This is a genomic window from Streptomyces achromogenes subsp. achromogenes, from assembly GCF_000720835.1.
GTDB classification, from domain to species: domain Bacteria; phylum Actinomycetota; class Actinomycetes; order Streptomycetales; family Streptomycetaceae; genus Streptomyces; species Streptomyces achromogenes.
On the sequence record NZ_JODT01000021.1, the window covers coordinates 129,071 to 152,354 of the forward strand.

Below are 23,284 nucleotides of genomic sequence, written 5' to 3' on the forward strand. Positions count from 1 at the left end.
GGCCGCACCGCGGTCCCCCTCTTCGCACAGGAGTGGCGACACCCGATGACCAACGACGAAAAGCTGCTCTCCTACCTCAAGCGGGTCTCCGCCGACCTGGCCCAGACCCGCCGGCGGCTGCGCGAGGTGGAGACCCAGGACCGGGAACCCATCGCCATCGTCGGAATGGGCTGCCGCTTCCCCGGCGGCGTGACCACCCCCGAGGAGTTCTGGCGGCTCGTCCACGACGGCACCGACGCCATCGGCGACTTCCCCGACGACCGGGGCTGGGACCTCGACACGCTGTACGACCCCGACCCGGACGCCACCGGCAAGAGCTACGTCACCCGGGGCGGGTTCCTCGCCGACGCGGCCGGGTTCGAGCCGGACTTCTTCGGCATCAGCCCCCGCGAGGCGCTCGCGATGGACCCCCAGCAGCGGCTGCTGCTGGAGGTGTCCTGGGAGGCCCTGGAACGCGCCCGGATCGCCCCCGACGCGGTGCACGGCGCCCGCGTCGGGGTGTTCGCCGGCACCAACGGCCAGGACTACAAGGACCTGCTCGCCCGGATGCCCGACGACAGCGAGGCCGCGCTCGGCACCGGCGTGCTGGCCGCCGTCATCTCCGGCCGCATCTCCTACACCCTCGGCCTGGAGGGCCCGGCCGTCACCATCGACACCGCCTGCTCCTCGGCGCTCGTCGCGGTGCACCTCGCCGTGCAGGCGCTGCGCAACAAGGAGTGCACCCTCGCCCTGGCCGGCGGCGCCACCGTGATGTCCACCCCGGGCAACTTCATCGCCTTCAGCCGGCAGCGCGGCCTCGCCGCCGACGGCCGCTGCAAGTCCTTCGCGGACGCCGCCGACGGCACCGGCTGGAGCGAGGGCGCCGGCATGCTGGTGCTGGAACGGCTCTCCGACGCCCGCCGCAACGGTCACGAGGTCCTGGCCGTGGTCCGCGGCTCCGCCGTCAACCAGGACGGCGCCTCCAACGGCCTGACCGCCCCCAACGGCCCGTCCCAGCAGCGCGTCATCCGTGCCGCGCTGGCCTCCGCCGACCTCGGCCCGGCCGACGTGGACCTGCTGGAGGCGCACGGCACCGGCACCACCCTCGGCGACCCCATCGAGGCCCAGGCGCTGCTCGCCACCTACGGACAGGGCCGCGAACAGCCGCTGTGGCTCGGCTCGGTGAAGTCCAACATCGGACACACCCAGGCCGCGGCCGGCGTCGCCGGCATCATCAAGGCGGTCATGGCGATGCGCCACCGGGTCCTGCCCCGGACGCTGCACGCCGAGCAGCCCTCCACCAAGGTCGACTGGGCACAGGGCGACATCCGGCTGCTGACCGAGAACCGGCCCTGGACCGACCCCGGCCGCCCCCGCCGGGCCGCCGTGTCCTCCTTCGGCGCCAGCGGCACCAACGCGCACACCATCCTGGAGGAGGCCCCCGCCGAAGAAGCAGGGGAGGCCGGGGGAGCCGGAGGACCGGGGGAGGCGGAGCCGCGCACGGCGCCGCCGCTGGTGCCCTGGGTGGTCTCCGGCCGCACCGAACGCGCCCTGCGCGAGCAGGCCGCCCGGCTCGCCGCCACCGTCGGTGAACTGGACCCGGTGGACGTGGCGCACTCCCTGGCCGCCACCCGCACCGCCCACCCGTACCGGGCCGTGGTCCTCGGCGCCGGCCGCGACGCACTGCTGGCCGGCCTGACCGGCGTGGCCGAGGGCGGCCCGGGCGCCGCCTCGGGCCGGGTCCGCAAGGGGCAGACCGCCTTCCTGTTCACCGGCCAGGGCGCCCAGCGCGCCGGCATGGGCCGCGACCTGCACGCGCGGTTCCCGGTCTTCGCCCGCGCCTTCGACGAGATCTGCGCGCTGACCGGCGACGACGACCTGCGCGACCTCGTCCTCGGCGACGACCCCGGGCCGCTGCACCGCACCGCCCGCACCCAGACCGCGCTGTTCGCCTTCGAAGTCGCCCTGTACCGGCTGTTGGAGTCCTGGGGGATCACCCCCGACTACCTGGCCGGCCACTCCGTCGGCGAGATCGCCGCCGCCCACGTGGCGGGCGTGCTGGACCTGAGGGACGCGACCACGCTGGTGGCCGCGCGCGGCCGGCTCATGCAGGCGCTGCCCGAGGGCGGCGCGATGATCGCCGTACGCGCCACCGAGGAGGAGGTCCGCCCGCTGCTCACCGGCCGGGTCGGCATCGCCGCCGTCAACGGCCCCCGCTCCGTGGTGATCTCCGGGGACGCCGCCGAGGCCGAGGCGGTGGCCGCCCGCTTCGGCAAGAGCCGCCGGCTGACGGTCTCGCACGCCTTCCACTCGCCCCTGATGGAACCGATGCTGGACGGCTTCCGGACGGTCGCCGAGTCCCTGACCTACCACCGGGCCACCCTGCCCGTCGTCTCCAACGTCACCGGCGCGCTCGCCACCCAGGACATCGCCTCCCCCGACTACTGGGTGCGGCATGTGCGCGAGGCGGTCCGCTTCCACGACGGCATCCGCGCCCTCGCCGCCGAGGGCGTCACCCGCTACCTCGAGGTCGGCCCGGACGCCGTGCTGACCGCCATGGCCCGCGACTGCCTGACCGCCGACGACACCGAAGCCGACGCCGGTACCCAGTCCGGCACCGGCACCGGTAACGACGCCGTCCTGGCCGCCGCCTCCCGCCGCGACCGCGACGAGACCGAGACCCTGCTCACCGCCGTCGCCCGGCTGTACACCGGCGGCGCCGCCGTGGACTGGACCGCGCTGTTCACCGGCGCCCGCACCGTCGACCTGCCCACCACCGCCTTCCAGCGCGAACGGTTCTGGCCCGAGACGACCGCGATCGCCGGTGACGTCGGCTCGGTGGGACTCGACTCCGCCGACCACCCGCTGCTCGGCGCCGCCACCGTCCTCGCCGACACCGACGGCGCCGTGCTCACCGGCCGGCTGTCGGCGCGCACCCACCCCTGGCTCGCCGACCACGTCGTCGCCGGCCGGATCGTCGTCCCCGGCACCGCCATGGTCGAACTCGCCGTCCGCGCCGGCGACCAGGTCGGCTGCGCCCACCTGGACGAACTCGCCCTGGAGACACCCCTGGTGCTGCCCCCGGACGCCGGCGTACGGGTCCAGGTGGCCGTCGGCGCGCCCGACGCCTCCGGCGCCCGTACGGTGCACGTGTACGCCCGCGCCGAGAGCCTGCCCGCCGACGCCCCGTGGACCGCGCACGCCTCCGGCCTGCTCACCGCCGGCCCCGCCACGCCGGGTACCCGCCTGGACGACTGGCCCCCCGAGGACGCCGAGGCGCTCGACACCGGCGGCCTGTACGAGCGGCACGCCGCCGCCGGACTGGAGTACGGGCCCGTCTTCCGGGCGCTGACGGCCGCCTGGCGGCGCGACGGGGAACTGTTCGCCGAGGTACGGCTGCCCGAGCGGCCCGCCGCCGACGCGCCCCGCTTCGGCCTGCACCCGGCCGCGTTCGACGCCGCCCTGCACTCCCTCGCCCTGCTCGGCGACGGTTCCGCCGACGACACCGCCCGGCTGCCGTTCGCGTTCGCGGGCGTCACCCTGCACGCCACCGGTGCCTCGGTGCTGCGCGCCCGGCTGACGCCCGCCGGCGACCACGCCTTCGCCGTCGACCTGGCCGACGCCGACGGCGCCCCCGTCGCCACGGTCGCCTCGCTGACCTCCCGCCCGCTCACCCGCCTCGCCGACCAGGACCCCGCCGCCGACGCGCTGTTCACCCTCGACTGGCAGCCGCTGCCCCTGGACGGCGACGCCCCCGACCCCGGCCACCGGGTGCTGCACAGCGCCCCCGGGTCCACCCCCGACGCCGTACGCCAGGCCCTGCGCACCGCGCTCGCCGCCCTTCAGGACGACGACCCCCGCCCGCTCGCCGTGGTCACCCGGGGCGCGGTGAGCACCGCCGGCGAGGACGTGCCCGACCTGGCCGGCGCCGCCGTATGGGGCCTGGTGCGGTCCGCGCAGTCCGAGCACCCCGACCGGTTCACCCTGCTCGACCTCGAACCCGGCGCGGACGCCGCGACCGTCCTGCCCGGTGCCCTCGCCACCGGCGAACCCCAGCTCGCCGTGCGCGCGGGCACCGCCCGCGCCGCCCGCCTGATACGCGCCGAACTCACCGACGGGGCACCCGACTTCGCCTTCGACCCCGAGGGCACCGTCCTGCTGACCGGCGCCACCGGCGGCCTCGGCCGGATCCTCGCCCGCCATCTGGTCACCGCGCACGGCGTACGGCACCTCGCGCTGCTCAGCCGCTCCGGCACCGCCGACGACCTGATCGCCGAACTGGCCGCCCTCGGCGCCACCGCGACCGCCCACGCCTGCGACATCGCCGACCGGGACCGCCTCGCCACCGTCCTGGCCGCCCTCCCCGCCGACCGCCCCCTCACCGCGGTCGTGCACGCCGCCGGCGTCCTGGACGACGGCGTGGTCTCCTCCCTCACCCCCGAACGCCTCGACACCGTCCTCGCGCCGAAGGCTCTCGGCGCCCTCCACCTCCACGAACTGACCGGCGAGCACGTCCCCTTGGTGCTGTTCTCCTCCGTCGCCGGCACCGTCGGCGCCCCCGGCCAGGGCAACTACGCCGCCGCCAACGCCCTCCTGGACGCCCTCGCCGCGCACCGCCACGCCCACGGCGCCCCCGCCCTGTCGCTGGCCTGGGGCCCCTGGGCGCCGGCCGGCGGCATGACCGGCACCCTCGACGAGGCCGACCGGGCCCGGATGACCCGCGGCGGCATGACCGCCCTGTCCGCGGCGGAAGGCACCGCGCTGTTCGACCGGGCCCTGCGCGCGGGCCGTCCCGCCCTGGCGCCGGTACGGCTCTCGCTGCCCGCGCTGCGCGCCCAGGGCCCCGGACTCGCGCCCGTCCTCCGCGCCCTCGTGGGCCGCCCGGTGCGTCGGGAGGCCGCCGCCGAGGGCACCGGCGCCGGCGGCCTCGCCGAGCGGCTGGCCGCCCTGGGCGCCGAGGAGCGCGCCGAGGCGCTGCTGCACACGGTCCGCACCCATGTCGCCGCCGTCCTCGGGCACGCCGACCCGGGCGGCGTGGACACCGAGCGGGCCTTCAAGGACCTCGGCTTCGACTCGCTCGCCGCCATCGAACTGCGCAACTCCCTCTCCGCCGAACTGGGCCGGCGGCTGAGCGCCACCCTGGTCTTCGACCACCCCTCGCCCGACGCGCTCGCCGCCCACCTCGGCACGCTGATCGGCGACGCCCCGGCCGCGTCCCGCGGCGCCCGGGGCGCCCGCGCGGCCCGCGCCGGGGAGCCGCTGGCGATCGTCGGCCTGGCCTGCCGCTACCCGGGCGACGTCCGCACCCCGGAGGACCTGTGGCGGCTGGTCGCCGACGGCACCGACGCCATCTCCGCCTTCCCCGCCGACCGCGGCTGGGACGTGGACCGGATCGTCGACCCCACCCGCAGCCGCCCCGACACCTCCTACGTCGGCGAGGGCGGCTTCCTGCACGACGCGGGCGACTTCGACGCCGCCTTCTTCGGCATCAGCCCCAAGGAGGCCCTCGTCATGGACCCCCAGCAGCGGCTGCTGCTGGAGACGTCCTGGGAGGCACTGGAGAGCGCCGGCATCGACCCGCACACCCTCAAGGGCAGCCGCACCGGCGTGTTCGCCGGCGTCCAGTACCACGACTACTTCGGCAGCTTCGGCTCCGGCAGCATCATCTCCGGCCGCGTCGCCTACACCCTCGGCCTGGAGGGCCCCTCCCTGTCCGTCGACACCGCGTGCTCCTCGTCCCTGGTGGCGCTGCACCTGGCCGCCCAGTCGCTCCGGCAGGGGGAGTCCAGCCTGGCGCTGGTCGGCGGTGTCGCCGTGATGGCCACCCCGGAGACGTTCATCGAGTTCAGCCGGCAGGGCGCGCTCGCCCCCGACGCCCGCACCCGCGCCTTCGCCGACGCGGCGGGCGGCACGGTGTGGGGCGAGGGCGTCGGCGTCCTCGTCGTGGAACGCCTCTCCGACGCCCGCCGCAACGGCCACGAGGTACTGGCCCTGGTCCGCGGCACCGCCGTCAACCAGGACGGCGCCTCCAACGGCCTGACCGCCCCCAACGGCCCCGCCCAGGAACGCGTCATCCGCGAGGCCCTGGACAACGCCCGCCTGACCACCGCCGATGTGGACGTGGTGGAGGCGCACGGTACGGGGACGACGCTGGGCGACCCGATCGAGGCGCAGGCCCTGCTGGCCACCTACGGCCAGGACCGGGAGCAGCCGTTGTGGTTGGGCTCGGTGAAGTCGAACATCGGGCACACCCAGGCCGCCGCCGGGGTCGCCGGTGTCATCAAGATGGTGATGGCGATGCGGCACGGCGTGCTGCCCAGGACCCTGCACGTGGACCAGCCGTCCACGAAGGTCGACTGGGACGCGGGCAACGTACGGCTGCTCACCGAGGACCAGCAGTGGCCCGCCGCCGACCGGCCGCGCCGGGCCGGCGTTTCCTCCTTCGGCATCAGCGGCACCAACGCCCACGTCATCCTCGAACAGGCCCCGCCCGCCCCCGCCGAGCCCGAGCACCCCGCACCCGAGGGCCTCGCCGTGCCCTGGCTGCTCACCGCCAGGACACCCGCCGCGCTCGCCGGACAGGCCGCCGCCCTCCTCGGCCACCTCGACACCCACCCCGGCCTCGACCCGTCCGACATCGGCTGGTCGCTCGCCACCACCCGCGCCCGCTTCCCCCACCGCGCCTCGATCACCGGCGCCGACCCGGCCGCACTGCGCGGCGCCCTGGCCGCGCTGGCCGACGGCACCACCGCCCGCACCCTCGTCCAGGGCACCGCCCCCGGCCGCGCCCGCCCCGTGTTCGTCTTCCCCGGCCAGGGCTCCCAGTGGTCCGGCATGGCCACCGAACTCCTCGAACAGTCACCGGTGTTCGCCGCCCGCATGGCCGAGTGCGCCGCCGCCCTCGCCCCCTACACGGACTGGGACTTCGCCACCGAGCTGCGCGGCACCCTGGACCGGGTGGACGTCGTCCAGCCGCTGCTGTGGGCCGTGATGGTGTCCCTCGCGCACACCTGGAGCGCCTACGGCGTCACCCCGGCCGCCGTCATCGGCCACTCCCAGGGCGAGATCGCCGCCGCCTGCGCGACCGGCGCGCTGTCCCTCGCCGACGGCGCCCGCGTCGTCGCCCTGCGCTCCCAGGCCATCGCCGAGCTGCTGTCCGGCTCCGGCGGCATGATGTCGGTCGGCGAGGGCGCCGACGCCGTCCGCGCCCGGCTCGCCGCCTTCGACGGCCGGCTGTCGGTCGCCGCCGTCAACGGCGCCGCCTCCACCGTGGTCTCCGGCGACCCCGGAGCCCTCGACGAACTCCACGCCCTGCTGCGCGCCGAGAAGGTCCGCGCCAAGCGCCTGCCCGTGGACTACGCCTCGCACAGCGCCCACGTCGAGACCCTGCGCGCCCGCCTCGCCGACGACCTCGCCGGCATCGAGCCGCGCGCCACCCGGGTGCCGTTCTACTCCACCGTCACCGGCGGCCCCCTCGACACCACCACGCTCGGCGCCGAGTACTGGTACACCAACCTGCGCGGAACCGTGCTGTTCGAACAGGCGGTACGGGCCGCCGTCGCCGCCGGGCACCAGCTGTTCATCGAGGCCAGCCCGCACCCGGTGCTCACCGTCGGCATCCAGGAGACCGACGACGCCGTGGCCGCCGTCGGCTCCCTGCGCCGCGACGAGGGCGGCCGGGAGCGGCTGCTGACCGCGCTGGGCGAGGCGTTCACCCACGGCGCCGCCGTCGACTGGACCGCTGTCACCGAGGGCCGCCGGCCCCGCCGGGTGCCGCTGCCCGGCTACGCCTTCCAGCGCGAACGGTACTGGCTCGACAGCACCGCGGGCGGCGCCGACGTCACCTCCGCCGGCCTCGCCCCCACCGACCACGCCCTGCTCGGCGCCGCCATGGTCCGCGCCGACACCGAGGGCGCCGTGCTCACCGGCCGGCTGTCCGCGGCGACCCAGCCCTGGCTGGCGGACCACCGGGTGGGCGGCCGGCTGCTCTTCCCCGGCACCGGACACCTGGAACTCGCCCTGCGCGCCGGCGACCAGGTCGGCTGCGGGGACATCGCCGAACTCACCCTGCACGCGCCGCTCGTCCTGCCCGACCGCGGCGCCGTCCAGCTCCAGGTCACCGTCGGCGCGCCCGAGGGCGACACCCGTCCGGTCACCATCTGGTCGCGCCCGGAGAGCCCGGACGAGGAACTGCCGTGGACCCGGCACGCCGACGGCCTGCTCGCCCCCACCGGCACCCTGCCCGTCCCCACCGACCCGCTCACCGACTGGCCGCCACGGGACGCCGAACCCGTCCCGCTCGACGGCCTGTACGACGACCTGGCCGGCCTCGGCCTCGGCTACGGACCGCTGTTCCAGGGCCTGCGCGCCGCCTGGCGCACCGCCGACGGCCTGTACGCGGAGGTCGCCACCGACGCCGTACCCGACGGGTTCGCCCTGCACCCGGCGCTCTCGGACGCCGCGCTGCACACCGTCGGCCTCACCGACGCGGCCGGCGAGGAGGCCCTGCTGCCGTTCGCCTGGTCCGGGGTACGGCTGCACGCCACCGGGGCGACCGCGCTGCGCGTCCGCGTCCGGCCCACCGGGGAAGGCACCGTCGCCCTGACGCTCGCCGATCCCACGGGCGCCCCCGTCGCCACCGTCGACGCCCTCACCCTGCGGCCCCTGCGCACCGAGGCGCTGGCCGCCGCGGCCCGCACGCCCCGCGCGGGCGCGCTGTACCGGGTCGAGTGGGTCCCCGCCCCGCCGGTCACGGCGGCCGCGGGACCGGTGGAGGTGGTGCGGGCCCCGGCCGGGGCGAGCGCCGCCGAGACCCGGGCGGCCGTCGGCGCGGTCCTGGACGCGCTGCGCGCCGGGCTGGCCGACGACCGCCTCGCCGACACCCCGCTCGTCGTCGTCACCGGCACCGACCCGGCGGGCGCCGCCGCCGGCGGCCTGGTCCGCTCCGCCCAGTCGGAGAACCCCGGCCGGATCGTCCTGGTCGAGTCCGACACACCCCCGGCCCCCGAACGCCTCTCCGAGGCGGCGGCCCTGGGCGAACCCCACGTCGCGTTCCACGAGGACACCTGGAAGCTGCCGCGCCTGACCCGCGTCACCGCGGATACCCCGGCCGCCGACGGGTCGCCCGAAGGAGAGACCACCGCCCCGGACGGCGGCTTCGGCACCGGCACCGTCCTGCTCACCGGAGCCACCGGCGCCCTCGGGCGGATCGTGGCCCGGCACCTGGTCACCGAGCGGGGGGTGCGGAGCCTGCTGCTGGTGAGCCGCAGCGGCGGCGCCGGGGACCTGGTGGAGGAACTCACCGCGCTGGGCGCCGAGGTGACGAGCGTCGCCTGCGACGCCGCCGACCGCGCCGCGCTCGCCGCCGTACTGGACGCCGTACCCGCCGGCCGGCCGCTGACCGCGGTGATCCACGCGGCCGGTGTCCTCGCCGACGGGGTGCTCTCCTCGCTCACCCCGGAGCGGCTCGACACCGTGTTCCGGCCCAAGGTCGACGCCGCCTGGAACCTGCACGAACTCACCGCCGGCCTGGACCTGTCGGCGTTCGTGCTGTTCTCCTCCTCCGCCGCCACGCTCGGCTCGCCCGGTCAGGCCAACTACGCCGCCGCCAATGCCTATCTCGACGCCCTCGCCGTACACCGCAGGGCCCTCGGACTGCCCGCGCACTCCCTGGCCTGGGGGCTGTGGGCGCGGGCCGGCGGCATGACCGGCACCCTCGGCGACACCGACCTCGGCCGGATCGCCCGCGGCGGCGTCGCCCCGCTGGAGACCGAGGAGGGCGTCGCCCTGTTCGACACCGCCGTGCGCGGCGCCGACCCCGCCGTGCTGCCGGTGCGGCTGGACCTGGCCGCGCTGCGCGCCCAGGGCGCCGAGGCGGCCCCGCTGTTCCGCGCCCTGGTGCCCGTACGCCGGGCCGGAGCGGCCGGTGCGCGCGGCGCGGCCGGCGGCGCCGACGCGCTGCGCGAGAGGCTCGCCGGACTGCCGGCGGGCGAACGCGAGCCGTTCCTCACCGACCTCGTGCGCGGCCACGTCGCCACCATCCTCGGCTACCGCTCCGCCGAGGACGTCGGCCGCACCCTGGCCTTCCGGGAGCTCGGCTTCGACTCCCTGGCCGCCGTCGAGCTGCGCAACCGGCTCACCACGGCGACCGGCCTGAAGCTGCCCGCCACCCTCGTCTTCGACCACCCCACCCCCGCCGTCCTCGCCGGCCACCTGCTCGGCGAGCTCACCGGCACCCTCGCCCCGGCCCCCGCCCGCACCGCCCCGCGCGCCGCCGCCGACGACGAACCGATCGCCGTCGTCGGCATGGCCTGCCGCTTCCCCGGCGGCATCGCCTCCCCGGAGGACCTGTGGCGGCTGGTCGCCGAAGGCCGGGACGCCATCGGCGAGTTCCCCACCGACCGCGGCTGGGACCTCGACCGCCTCTACGACCCCACCCTGGACCGCCCCGGCACCAGCTACACCCGGCACGGCGCCTTCCTGTACGACGCGGCCGGCTTCGACCCCGCGTTCTTCGCCATGGACGACGAGGAGGCCCTGGTCACCGACCCCCAGCAGCGGCTGCTGCTGGAGACCTCCTGGGAGGCGCTGGAGCGCGCCTCCATCGACCCCGCGACCCTGCGCGGCTCCGACACCGGCGTGTTCGCGGGCGTCATGTACCACGACTACTTCGGCAGCTACGGCTCCGGCAGCGTGGTCTCCGGCCGGGTCGCCTACACCCTCGGCCTGGAGGGACCCACGCTCAGCGTCGACACCGCCTGCTCCTCCTCGCTGGTCGCGCTGCACCTGGCCGCGCAGGCGCTGCGGCAGGGCGACTGCTCGCTGGCGCTGGCCGGGGGAGTGACCGTCATGGCCACCCCGGGCACCTTCGTGGAGTTCAGCCGGCACCGGGGCCTGTCCCGGGACGGCCGCTGCAAGCCGTTCGCGGACGCCGCCGACGGCACCGGCTTCGGCGAGGGCGCCGGCGTGCTGCTGCTGGAGCGGCTCTCCGACGCCCGCCGCAACGGCCGCCGCATCCTCGCCGTGCTGCGCGGCACCGCCGTCAACCAGGACGGCGCCTCCAACGGCATCAGCGCCCCCAACGGGCCCGCCCAGCAGCGCGTCATCCGCCGCGCCCTGGAAGCGGCCGGTGTCGCCGCGGCCGACGTCGACGTGGTCGAGGCGCACGGCACCGGCACCACCCTCGGCGACCCCATCGAGGCCCAGGCGCTGATCGCCACCTACGGCAGCGAACACACCGACGACCGCCCGCTGTGGCTCGGCTCGGTCAAGTCCAACCTGGGCCACACCCAGGCCGCCGCCGGGGTCGCCGGCGTCATCAAGATGATCGAGGCGCTGCGCCACGAGACCCTGCCCGCCAGCCTCGGCGTGGACCGGCCCACCCGGCACGTGGAGTGGGAGGGCGGCAACGTCCGGCTGCTCACCGAGAACCGCCCCTGGCCGGACCCGGGCCGTCCGCGCCGCGCGGGCGTCTCCTCCTTCGGCATCTCCGGCACCAACGCCCACGTCATCATCGAGGCCGCACCCGCCGCGGCACCCGCCGAGGAGCCCGCCGGAGAGCCCGCCGTCCCGGCCGGCGGCACCGTGCCGTGGCTGCTGTCCGGGCACACCCCCGACGCCCTGCGCGCCCAGGCCGCCCGGCTGCTGGACCACCTGTCCGCCGCCCCGGACACCGACCCGCACCGGCTGGCCGGAGCCCTCGCCCACGCCCGGACCCGGCTCGGCCACCGGGCCGCCGTCCTCGGCCGCACCCGGGACGAACTGACCGCCGGACTGCGGGCCGTGGCCGAGGGCCGCACACCCCCGGCCGGAGTGCTCGGCACCGCCACCGACGGCCGGCTCGCCTTCCTCTTCTCCGGCCAGGGCGCGCAACTGCCCGGCATGGGCACCCGCCTCGCCGCGGACTTCCCCGCCTTCGCCTCCGCCTTCGACGAGGTCCGTGCCCACCTCGACCCGCTGCTGGACCGGCCGCTCGCCGAGGTGCTGGATTCCGCCGAACTGCTGGAGCGCACCGAGTACACCCAGCCCGCGCTGTTCGCCGTCGAAGTGGCCCTGTACCGGCTGCTGGAGTCCTTCGGCGTGCGGCCCGACCTGCTCGCCGGGCACTCCGTCGGCGAGTTCGCCGCCGCCCACGCCGCGGGCGTGCTCGGCCTGGCGGACGCCTGCGCGCTCGTCGCCGCCCGGGGCCGCCTGATGCAGGCCCTGCCCGGAGGCGGCGCGATGATCGCCGTACGCGCCACCGAGGAGGAGGTGCTGCCGCTGCTCGCCGACGGCGTCGGCATCGCCGCCGTCAACGGGCCCGCCTCCCTCGTCGTCTCCGGGCCCGCCGGACCGGCCCGCGCCCTGGCCGCCCGCTTCGCCCGCAGCAAGGAGCTCGCCGTCAGCCACGCCTTCCACTCGGCCCTGATGGAGCCGATGCTGGAGGAGTTCCGCGAGATCGCCGCCGCCGTGTCGTACGGGACCGCGCGCATCCCGCTGGTGTCCACCCTCACCGGCGCCCCGGCCGCCCCCGACGAGCTGTCCGGACCCGAGTACTGGGTACGGCACGCCCGCGAGGCCGTCCGTTTCGCCGACGCCGTCACCGCCCTGCACACCGCCGGGGCACGGCACTTCGCCGAGGTCGGCCCCGGCGGCGCGCTGACCGCCGCGGCCGGCGAGTGCCTGCCCGAGGGGACGCCCGTCGTACCGCTGCTGCGCAAGGACCGCGAGGAGACCGACGCGCTGCTCACCGGGCTCGCCGCGCTGCACGCGCACGGCACGGACGTCGACTGGACGGGCCTGCTGCCCCACCGCGACGGCTCGGACCTGCCCACCTACGCCTTCCAGCGCACCCGCTACTGGATGACCGGCGACCCGGCCCCGGCACGCCCGGCCGACGCGCACCCGCTGCTCGGCACCGCCGTGGAACTCGCCGGCGCCGACGGCCTCCTGTACACCGGGCACCTCTCCCTGGCCGAACAGCCGTGGCTGGCCGGCCACCGCGTGGGCGGGGCGGCGCTGCTGCCGGGCACCGCCTTCGTGGAGATGGCCCTGGCCGCCGGGGCCCGCGCCGGCTGCCCCGCGGTGGAGGAGCTGACCGTCACCGAACCGCTGCTGCTGCCCGAGGACGGCGCCGTCCGCCTCCAGTGCACGGTCGGCGAACCCGACGCCACCGGCGCCCGCGCCTTGCGGGTGTACGCCGCCCACGGCGACGGCGACCCCTGGACCACCCACGCCACCGGTGTGCTGCGGCCCGCCGGGCAGCGGCCCGCACCCGGCCCGGCCGCCTGGCCGCCGCCCGGCGCCGAACCGGTCGCCCTGGACGGCGTCTACGAGCGGCTGGCCGAGCTGGGCGCCGAGTACGGGCCCGGCTTCCAGGGCCTCAAGGCGGCCTGGCGGCGCGGCGAGGAGGTCTGCGCCGAGGTCGCCGTGACCGGCGGCACCGCGGGGTTCGGCCTGCACCCGGCGCTGTCCGACGCCGCCCTGCACGCCATCGGGCTGCGCGCGGGGACCGAGGAGCGCATGACGCTGCCGTTCGCCTGGAGCGGCGTGGAGCTGTACGCCCCGGGTGCGACCGCCCTGCGGGTGCGGATCGCCCCGGCCGGCCCCGGCGCGGTACGCGTCGAGGCCGCCGACGACGCCGGGCGGCCGGTGCTGCGGGTGGCGTCGCTGACACTGCGGGCGGTGGACCCGGAACGGATCGCAGCGGCCGCCGCGGGCGGCCACGACGACCTGTTCGCCCCGGACTGGGTGCCCGTCGCCGTGCCCGCGGCCCCACAGGCCGGGCGCTGGACCGTCTGCGGTCCCGGCCGCGAGGAACTGGCCGCCGCCCTGGCGGGCGAGGTCGCCGAGGTCACCGTCGCCGCCGGCCCGGCCGAGGCCGCCGCCGACGCCCCCGAGACCCTGGTCCTCGTCCACCCCGGCGGCGCGGACCCGGACACGGTCCGGGCCGGTCTGCGGAGCCTGCTCACCCAGGTGCGCGACTGGCTGGCCGACCCCCGGTCCGCCGACGCCACCCTGGTGGTGGCGACATCCGGGGCGACGGGCCCCGGGGACGTCACCGACCCCGGTGCCGGCGGTGCGTGGGGCCTGATCCGCTCCGCCCAGAACGAGCACCCCGGCCGCCTCGTCCTCGCCGACCTGGACGGCACCGACGCCTCCCGCCGGCTGCTGCCCGCCGCCGTCGCCTCCGGCGAACCCCAGCTCGCGCTGCGTGACGGCGCGGTGCACGTCCCCCGGCTGGTGCGCGCCCCGCGCCTGCCGGAATCCGCCCCGGTCGACTACTCCGGCGGTGTCCTGGTCACCGGCGGCACCGGCGCCCTGGGCCGGCTGGTCGCCCGGCACCTGGTCACCGCGCACGGCGCCGACCGGCTGGTGCTGCTCAGCCGGGGCGGGCCCGAGGCGCCCGGCGCGGTCGGGCTGCACGAGGAACTGACCGCGCTCGGCGCCCGGGTGACGCTCGTCGCCTGCGACGCGGCCGACCGCGCCGCCCTCGCCCGGGTCCTGGACGAGCACCCGGTCAGCGCGGTCGTGCACACCGCGGGCGTCCTCGCCGACGCCGTACTCACCTCGCTCACCCCGGAACGGCTGGACACGGTGCTGCGGCCCAAGCTGGACGCCGCCTGGCACCTGCACGAACTGACCCGCGAACGGCCCCTGACGGCGTTCGTGCTGTTCTCCTCCGCCGCCGGCCTGCTCGGCAGCCCCGGCCAGTCCGGCTACGCCGCCGGCAACGCCTTCCTCGACGCCCTCGCCGCCCACCGCAGGGCGCTCGGCCTGCCCGCCGTCTCGCTCGCCTGGGGCGCCTGGGCGGGCAGCGGCGGCATGGCCGACCGGCTCACCGGCACCGACGCCCGGCGCGTGGCCGCCGGCGGGGTGCTCGCCCTGGACGCGCAGACCGGGCTCGCCCTCTTCGACACGGCGACGGGCCGCCCGGAACCGGTGCTGCTCCCGGCCCGCCTGGACCTCGCCCCGCGCGAGCCCGAACGCGTCGCCCCGCTGCTGCGCTCCCTGGTGCGGGCACCGCGCACGGCCGGCCCGGCCGCGCCGGCCGCCGCGACGGCACTGCGCCGCGAACTGGCCGCCCTCCCGCCCGAGGACCGCGCCGAACGGCTGCTGCGGCTGGTCCGGGACGAGGCCCGTACGGTCCTCGGCACCGAGGAGTTCGAGGACCGACTGCCCTTCAAGGACCTCGGGTTCGACTCGCTGACCGCCGTGGAGTTCCGCAACCGGCTCAACGAGGCCACCGGCCTGCGGCTGACCGCCACCCTCGTCTTCGACCACCCCACCCCGGCCGCGCTCGCCGACCACCTGGACGCCGAACTGGCCCCGGCCGCCCAGCACGGGCCCCTGGGCGGGCCGCGCGCCGAGGAGGACTCGGTACGGGCCGCGCTCGCCGCCATCCCGGTGGCCCGGCTGCGGGAGGCCGGACTGCTGGACGGCCTGCTGGAACTGGCCGGACTGCGGCCCGCGCCGCACCCGGCCGGCGACGGCGAGGCCGGCCCCGCCGCGCTCGACGCCATGGACGCCGAGAGCCTGATCAGCATGGCGCTCGACGGCCTCGGCGGGGACGACGACGCCCTGTGACGACGCCCGCGACAAGGAAGAGGACCATGGCCGAGTCCGAGATGCCGGACACCAGGATGGTCGAGGCGCTGCGCGCCTCGCTGAAGGAGATCGAGCGGCTGCGGGAACGCAACCGCGCGCTGACCGCGTCCGCCCGGGAACCGGTCGCGATCGTCGGCATGGCCTGCCGCTACCCGGGCGGCGTCCGCTCCCCGCAGGACCTGTGGCGGCTGGTCGTGGACGGCGGTGAGGGCATCACCGACTTCCCCGCCGACCGGGGCTGGGACCCCGGCCTGTACGACCCGGCCCCGGGCACACCGGGCCGCTCCTACACCCGGCAGGGCGGATTCCTGCACGACGCGGGCGACTTCGACGCCGCGTTCTTCGGCATCGCCCCGAACGAGGCCCTCGTGATGGACCCGCAGCAGCGGCTGCTGCTCGAAGGTTCCTGGGAGGCCCTGGAGAACGCGGGAATCGATCCCGCGACCCTGCGCGGCTCCCGCACCGGCGTGTTCGCGGGCGTCATGTACCACGACTACTTCGGCAGCTTCGGCTCCGGCAGCATCGTCTCCGGCCGCGTCGCCTACACCCTCGGCTTGGAGGGGCCCACCCTCAGCGTCGACACCGCCTGCTCCTCCTCCCTGGTCACGCTGCACCTGGCCGCACAGGCGCTGCGGCAGGGGGAGTGCACGCTCGCGCTGGCCGGGGGAGTGACGGTGATGGCCTCGCCGGGCACCTATGTGGAGTTCAGCCGGCAGGGCGCGCTCTCCCCGGACGGGCGGTGCCGCTCCTTCGCCGACGACGCGGCCGGCACCGGGTTCTCCGAAGGTTTGGGCGTCCTGGTGCTGGAGCGGCTGAGCGACGCCCGGCGCAACGGGCACGAGGTGCTGGCCGTCCTGCGGGGTTCCGCCGTGAACCAGGACGGTGCCTCCAACGGGCTGACCGCGCCGAACGGGCCTTCCCAGCAGCGGGTGATCCGGCAGGCGCTGGCCGCCGCCCGCCTCACCACCCTGCACGCGGACCAGCCGTCCACGAAGGTCGACTGGGACGCGGGCAACGTACGGCTGCTCACCGAGGAACAGCAGTGGCCGGCCACCGACCGGCCGCGCCGGGCCGGCGTTTCCTCCTTCGGCATCAGCGGCACCAACGCCCACGCCATCATCGAGGAGGCACCCGCCGAGGATCCGGCGGACGGCGAACCGGACGCCCCCGTGGTGATCTGGCCGCTGTCCGCCCGCTCCGCACCGGCCCTGCCCGACCAGGCCGAACGGCTGCACGCCTTCCTCGCCGACCGGCCCGGCCTCCACCCGGCGGCCGTCGCCCGCGCCCTCGGCACCCGGCGCACCGCCTTCGGCCACCGGGCGGCCGTCACCGGCACCGACCGGGAGGAACTGCTGGCCGGGCTGCGCGCCCTCGCCACCGGGACACCCGCACCCGGCGCCGTCACCGGCCGGGCCCGCTCCGGCACCCGGACCGCGTTCCTGTTCACCGGGCAGGGCGCCCAGCGCCCCGGCATGGGCCTGGAACTACGCGCCCACTACCCGGTGTTCGCCGACGCCTTCGACGCGATCGAGGCCCGGCTCGGCCTGGACCTGACCGCAGTCCTCGCGGGCGACGACCCCGACGCCGTCCACCGCACCGAGTACGCGCAGCCCGCGCTGTTCGCCTTCGAGGTCGCCCTGTTCCGGCTGCTGGAGTCCCTCGGTGTGCGGCCCGACCTGCTCGCCGGGCACTCCGTCGGGGAGATCGCCGCCGCCCATGTGGCCGGCGTCCTCGACCTGGACGACGCCTGCGCCCTGGTCGCCGCACGCGGCCGGCTGATGCAGGCGCTGCCGGAGGGCGGGGCGATGGTCGCCGTACGGGCCACCGAGGAGGAGGTGCGGCCGCTGCTGGACGACCGGGTCGCCCTCGCCGCGGTCAACGGCCCCGACTCCGTGGTCCTTTCAGGCGAGGAGGAGGCGGTGCTCGCCGCCGCCGGGGGTTTCCCCAAGGCCAGGCGGCTCACCGTCTCGCACGCCTTCCACTCGCCCCTGATGGACGGCATGCTCGACGAGTTCCGGGCCGTGGCCGGGAAACTGGCCTTCCACCCGGCGCGGATCCCGCTGATCTCCACCCTCACCGGCCGCCTGGCCGAGGACGAGGAACTACGCGACCCCGGCTACTGGGTACGGCACGCGCGGGAGACCGTCCGGTTCGCCGACGCCGTCACCGCCCTCGCCGCCGCGGGCGCCGGCCGCTTCGTGGAACTCGGCCCCGACGCCCACCTCACCGGCCTCGCCCGCGCCTGCCCGGCGGCCGACGGCGCCGTCCTCGTCGCGCTCGGCCGCCGCCACGGCGGTGAACCCGCCGCGCTGGCGTCCGGCCTGGCCCGCCTGCACACCGACGGCCTCGCACCCGACTGGGCCGCCCTCTTCCCCGGCACCGCCCGCGCCGAACTGCCCACCTACGCCTTCCGGCACGCACGCTACTGGCTGAACGCCGACGTACCCCTCACCGCCGGCCCCCTGGCCGAACCCGGCCCGCCCGCCGAGGCCACCGCCGGCGGGGACACCGGGCCGTTGCGGCGACGGCTGGCCGATGCCGGGCCCGCCGAACAGGAGGCCCTGCTCACGGACCTGGTCCGGGCCCAGACCGCCGCCGTCCTCGGCCACCCCGGGCCGGAGGCCGTCGAGCCCGATGCCGTCTTCCTGGAGATCGGGCTGGACTCCGTCACCGCCGCCGAACTCCGCGCCGCCCTCGGCACCGCCCTGGGCACCACCGTGCCCGCCGGTGCCGTCTTCGACCACCGCACCCCCGCCGCCCTCGCCACCGCCCTGCGCGCCCACCTGGCCGGACCACCCGCGGCCCCGGACGGCGCCGACGACCTCGAATCGGTCGGCGGCCTGGTGCGGCGCGCGGCGGCCGACGGACACATGGACCAGGCCATCGAGCTGCTGCGCACCGTCGCCGGAATCCTCCCCGGCTTCTCCCGCCTGGCCGAACTCGGCGACGTCACCGACCCGGTGCGGCTGGCCACCGGCCCCGGCACCCTCCGGCTGGTCTGCCTGCCCTCGCCGATGGCCCTGGGCGGCGCCCACCAGTACGCCCGTCTCGCCCGGCACTTCGAGGGCCGCCGTGACCTGCTGGTGCCCGCGATGCCCGGCTTCGGCCCCGGCGAACCGCTGCCGTGCTCGGTGGACGCGGTGCTGGAGGCGGTCGTCGAGGGCATCCGCCGGGCCTGCCCGGACGAGCGGCCGTACGTGCTCGTCGGCTACTCCTCCGGCGGCCAGTTCGCCCACGCGGCGGCCGAGATCATGGAGAAGGCCGGCCGGCCGGCCGCGGGCGTGGTGCTGCTGGACACCTATCTGCCCGGGGACGACGGCAAGGACGAGCTGTGGCGGCAGATGTTCGACGGCATGCTGGCCCGCGAGTCCGCCCTCGGCGGTTTCGGCACCGCCCGCCTCGCCGCGATGAGCCGCTACAGCGACCTCATCCAGCACTGCCTGCCGGGCGTGCTGACGGCGCCGGTGCTGTTCGTGCGGCCCACCGAGTCCTTCGCCACCGGGCCCGGCACCGGGGACTGGCGGGCGCTCTGGCCCGCCGAACACCGGCCGGCCGACGTGCCCGGCACCCACTTCACGATCCTGGAGGACCACGCGGAGACCACCGCCGAGGCGGTCGAGGCATGGCTCACCGACGGACCCGCCGCCGGCACCCGCTGAGCGGGCACCACGGAAAAGGCGGTGGACAGCGGACATGGTCCCGCGCGGGCGGCCGAAAGGCCGCCCGCGCCCGCATATCTCCCTTATTCGGCGGTCTCGCGGAAATGCGACACCCACGCATCGATATCACATCGGATACTGTCCGGGTCGACTCCTAATCTCGCGGCGATTTCCTCCGCCGCCGATTCCGGCTGCCAGTCGCTGCGCTGGAGCGCCAGCCACATCGTCGTGCCGCGCGGACCGCACCGGTGGCGCTTCCCGGTGCGCCGGGAGAACAGCTCCAGATAACCATCGGGCCGGACGCTCGCGGTCAGCTCGTGATCAGGCCTCCTGGCCATGGGACGTCCCATCTATCGTGGATTTATCCGGTCGGTTCCGACCGTACCCGCAGTGACGCCCCGGAACACGGGTGGCAATCGGCCCTTTCCCGCTACACCCAGATATGCGGTCACGGTGGTGACACCTCTGCACAAAAATGGCGTCACCCCTGCACAAAGATGGAGACATCGTCGTACACATGTCGACGGAATCTGCCGAAACCTGCACCGGGAAGGTAGAGAAACCTCTACCTCGAACCGGGCGGACAATGCCAATGTGCCGCGAGCGCGCCGTTCCTAATCTGATCCCCAGACATCGCGTGAGAGACGCGTCATCCCCGAGGGAGCCCCAGTGCACACTTCACACGACCTCCGCCGGACGGAGGCGGTACGGCTGGACGCCGTGTCGAAGATCTACGGCCGGGGAGACGGCGAGGTGGCCGCGTTGCGCGAGCTCACCATGAGCTTCGCCGACGGCACCTTCACCGCCGTGATGGGCCCCTCCGGATCCGGCAAGTCCACCTTCCTGCACTGCGCCGCGGGACTGGTCCAGCCCAGCTCCGGCACGGTCACCGTCGGCGGCACCGACCTCGCCGGACTCGACGACACCCACCTGACCAAGCTGCGCCGCGACCGGATCGGCTTCATCTTCCAGTCCTTCAACCTGCTGCCCGCGCTGACCGTGATGCAGAACATCACGCTGCCGCTGCAACTGGCCGGGCAGCGGCCCGACAAGGCCCTGATCCGCACCGTCGTCCAGCGCGTCGGCCTCGCCGAGCGGCTCGGCCACCTGCCCGCCCAGCTGTCCGGCGGCCAGCAGCAGCGCGTCGCCATCGCCCGCGCCCTGGTGACCCGCCCCGCCGTCGTCTTCGCCGACGAGCCCACCGGGGCCCTGGACACCCGCACCGCCGCCGCCGTGCTCGGCCTGCTGCGCGAATCCGTCGACACCGCCCGCCAGACCCTGGTCATGGTCACCCACGACCCGGTCGCCGCCTCCTACGCCGACCGCGTGGTCTTCCTCGCCGACGGCGCCTTCGCCGGCGAACTGCACCGGCCCACGGCCGACGCGGTCGCCGCCCGGATGACCAGGCTCGGCGCCTGGGAGGACGAAGCCCACCGGCAGAGCGCCCCGCAGCACTCGGGGGGCCGGTACTGATGTGGCGCCTGGCACTGCGCACCCTGAAGTTCCGCCGGACGAGCTTCGTCGCGACCTTCCTCGCCATGTTCCTCGGCGCCGCCATCGTCATCGGCTGCGGCGGCCTGATGGAGACCGGAGTCCGCATGGCCGCCGCGCCCCAGCGCCTGCGCGAGGCCCCGGTCGTCGTCACCGGTGAACAGACCTACGACTCCAGCGCGCTGACCGAACGGCACCGCATCGACGCCCGCCTGGCCGGCGAGGTCGCCCGGGTCCACGGCGTGCGCGCGGCCGTACCCGACGTGTCGTTCCCGGCCACCGTCCTCAAGGACGGCAAGCCGCTGACGGAGAAGTCCGCGTCGTACGGCCACGGCTGGGCGAGCGCCCGCCTCACCCCCTATACCCTCGCCGCCGGGAAAACCCCCGTCACCGGCGGCGAGGCCGTGCTCGACGCCGGCCTGGCCCGGCGGGCCGGTGCCCGCCCCGGCTCCTCGGTCGACATCGTCGTCCAGGGCACCGTCCACCGGTTCCGGGTCAGCGGCATCGCCGAACAGCGCGGCGACCACAACCCCGACGCGGCCGTGTTCCTCAGCGACGACCGGGCCCGCGAGCTCGCGGGCGGCCGGATCGACTCCGTCGCCGTGCTGCCCGCGCCCGGCACGAGCGCCGCCGCCGTCGCGGACGCGGTGCGCGCCGAGGTCGGCGACCGCGCCGAGGTGCTCACCGGCGAGCGCCGCGGACTGGCCGAGCTGCCCGGCACCCTCTCCAGCCGGCGCACTGTCGTCATCCTCGCGGCGGTCTTCGGCTCCTCGGTCGTCCTGATCGTCATGTTCGGCGTCGCCTCCACCCTCGGCCTGTCCCTCCAGCAGCGCGCCCGCGAGATGGCCCTGCTGCGCGCCGTCGGCTCCACCCCGAAGCAACTGCGCCGCATGATCCTCACCGAGACGGCCGTGCTGTCGGTGGCCTCCGTGCTGCTCGCCCTGGCGCCCGGATACGCCATCGGACGGCTGCTGTTCAAGGTGCTGACCTCCAGCGGCGTGGTGGCACCCGCCATCGTCTACCACGCCGGACCGCTGCCGATGGCCGTCGGCGCCGCCGTCACCGTGCTCGCCGCGGCCGGCGCCACCCGGTTCGCCGGACGGCGCGCCGCGCGCACCGAACCGGTCGCCGCCCTGGCCGAATCCACCGCCGGCACCCGCTGGTTCAGCCTGCCCCGGCTGCTGCTCGCGCTGTTCTTCCTCGCCAACGGCATCGGCCTGGCCATCGCCACGGCCACCGTGATGGAGGACGGCCCCACCCTCGCCAGCACCGCCGGACCCGCCTCCGTACTGTTCGGTGTCGGCCTCGCCCTGCTCGCACCCGGCCTCACCAAGGCCCTCGTGGCGCTGCTGCGACCGCCCGTACGGGCCCTGTCCGGGCTCTCCGGACAGCTGGCGCTGCGCAACGCGGCCACCGCCCACGTCCGCATGGCGGGCGCCGTCGCACCGATCGTCCTGCTCATCGGCATCGCCACGGGCACCCTGTACATGCAGTCCACCGAGGACCACGTCTCGCGGACCTCCTACGACGAGAACATCCTCGCCGACTACGTCCTCGACTCCACCACGGGCGGCTTCGCGCCCGGCGTCGTCGCCACCGTACGGGCCACGCCCGGGGTGGCCGCGGCCTCCGAGTTCGTCACCAGCCGCGGCTTCGTGGACCGCCCGGGCGGCCCCGCCGACGCCGATCTGCGCGGAGTCTCCGCGGAAGGGGTGCGCCAGAGCCTCGACCTGCCCGTGGTCGCCGGCTCCCTGGAGGACCTGCGCGGCGACACCGTGGCCCTGTCCGACAAGAAGGCCCGGGAGTACGGGGTGCGGGTCGGCGACCGGCTGCCGCTGCACCTCGGCGACGGCACCGCGCTACGGCCCACCGTCGTGGCCCTCTACACCGACAACCCCAAGCAGCAGTACCTGACACTGCCCGCGGCCACCCTCGCCCCGCACACCGGCGACGGGCTGCCGCACCAGATCCTGGTCCGTACCGCGCCCGGCACCGGCACCGAGGTCCACGACCGGCTGGCCGCCCTGGCCGCCCGGGTGCCCGGCACCGAACTGGACGACAGCTCCTCCCTGGCCGGCCGGAACAACCAGATCCAGCAGATCCTGGTGTCCGCCAACTACACCATCGTCGCCATGATCGTCGGCTACGCGGCCATCACCGTCGTCAACACCCTGGTGTCCGTCACCCGCAAACGGCGCGCGGAGTTCGGCCTCCAGCGGCTCACCGGCGCCACCCGCGCCCAGGTGATCGGCATGCTGACCGTGGAGGGCGTCCTGATCGGCGTCGTCGCCACCGTCCTCGGCACCCTCGCCTCCGCGACGACCATCGTCCCCTACAGCCTCGTCAAGAGCGGCTCGTACCTGCCCTCCGGATCCCTCGGCATCTACCTCGCCATCGTCGGCGGGTCCCTGCTGCTGGTGTTCGGCGCCACGCTGCTGCCCTCCTGGCGCGGTATGCGCAGCCCCGCCGTGGAGACGGTGAAGGCCGCGTGAGCCGCGTCGCCCCCGCCGGGCCGTCCCCGCTCCCCCCGGGCGGGGGCGGCCCCGGCACAACCCGCGGCGGCGGATGGG

The 23,284-nt window shown here is 76.2% G+C and carries 5 protein-coding genes; 4 read left to right on the forward strand and 1 reads right to left on the reverse strand.

Annotated elements, in window-relative coordinates; genetic code table 11:
• The first annotated feature begins 45 nt into the window (after positions 1-45).
• Together IH25_RS0122440 and IH25_RS0122445 are read left to right on the forward strand one after the other, a co-directional pair.
• Positions 46-15,543 carry a type I polyketide synthase gene (locus IH25_RS0122440; RefSeq protein ID WP_051754080.1) on the forward strand — a complete coding sequence of 5,166 codons (15,498 nt, stop codon included), beginning with the start codon at positions 46-48 and terminating at the stop codon, positions 15,541-15,543.
• Positions 15,540-19,223 carry a type I polyketide synthase gene (locus IH25_RS0122445; RefSeq protein WP_457852777.1) on the forward strand — a complete coding sequence of 1,228 codons (3,684 nt, stop codon included), beginning with the start codon at positions 15,540-15,542 and terminating at the stop codon, positions 19,221-19,223. Before IH25_RS0122440 ends, IH25_RS0122445 begins: the two co-directional genes overlap by 4 nt.
• A gap of 83 nt (positions 19,224-19,306) precedes the next feature.
• On the opposite strand, the gene IH25_RS0122450 is transcribed toward IH25_RS0122445, so the two are convergent.
• A complete protein-coding gene (locus IH25_RS0122450; RefSeq protein WP_037655411.1) occupies positions 19,307-19,561 on the reverse strand; it encodes a hypothetical protein in 255 nt (84 codons plus the stop codon).
• Between the two features lie 331 nt (positions 19,562-19,892).
• On the opposite strand from IH25_RS0122450, the gene IH25_RS0122455 reads away from it, so the two are divergent.
• On the forward strand, positions 19,893-20,696 hold the full coding sequence (locus tag IH25_RS0122455; protein ID WP_030613364.1) for an ABC transporter ATP-binding protein: 804 nt from the start codon (positions 19,893-19,895) through the stop codon (positions 20,694-20,696).
• On the forward strand, positions 20,696-23,206 hold the full coding sequence (locus IH25_RS0122460; RefSeq protein ID WP_030613366.1) for an FtsX-like permease family protein: 2,511 nt from the start codon (positions 20,696-20,698) through the stop codon (positions 23,204-23,206). Before IH25_RS0122455 ends, IH25_RS0122460 begins: the two co-directional genes overlap by 1 nt.
• The last annotated feature ends 78 nt before the right edge of the window (positions 23,207-23,284 follow it).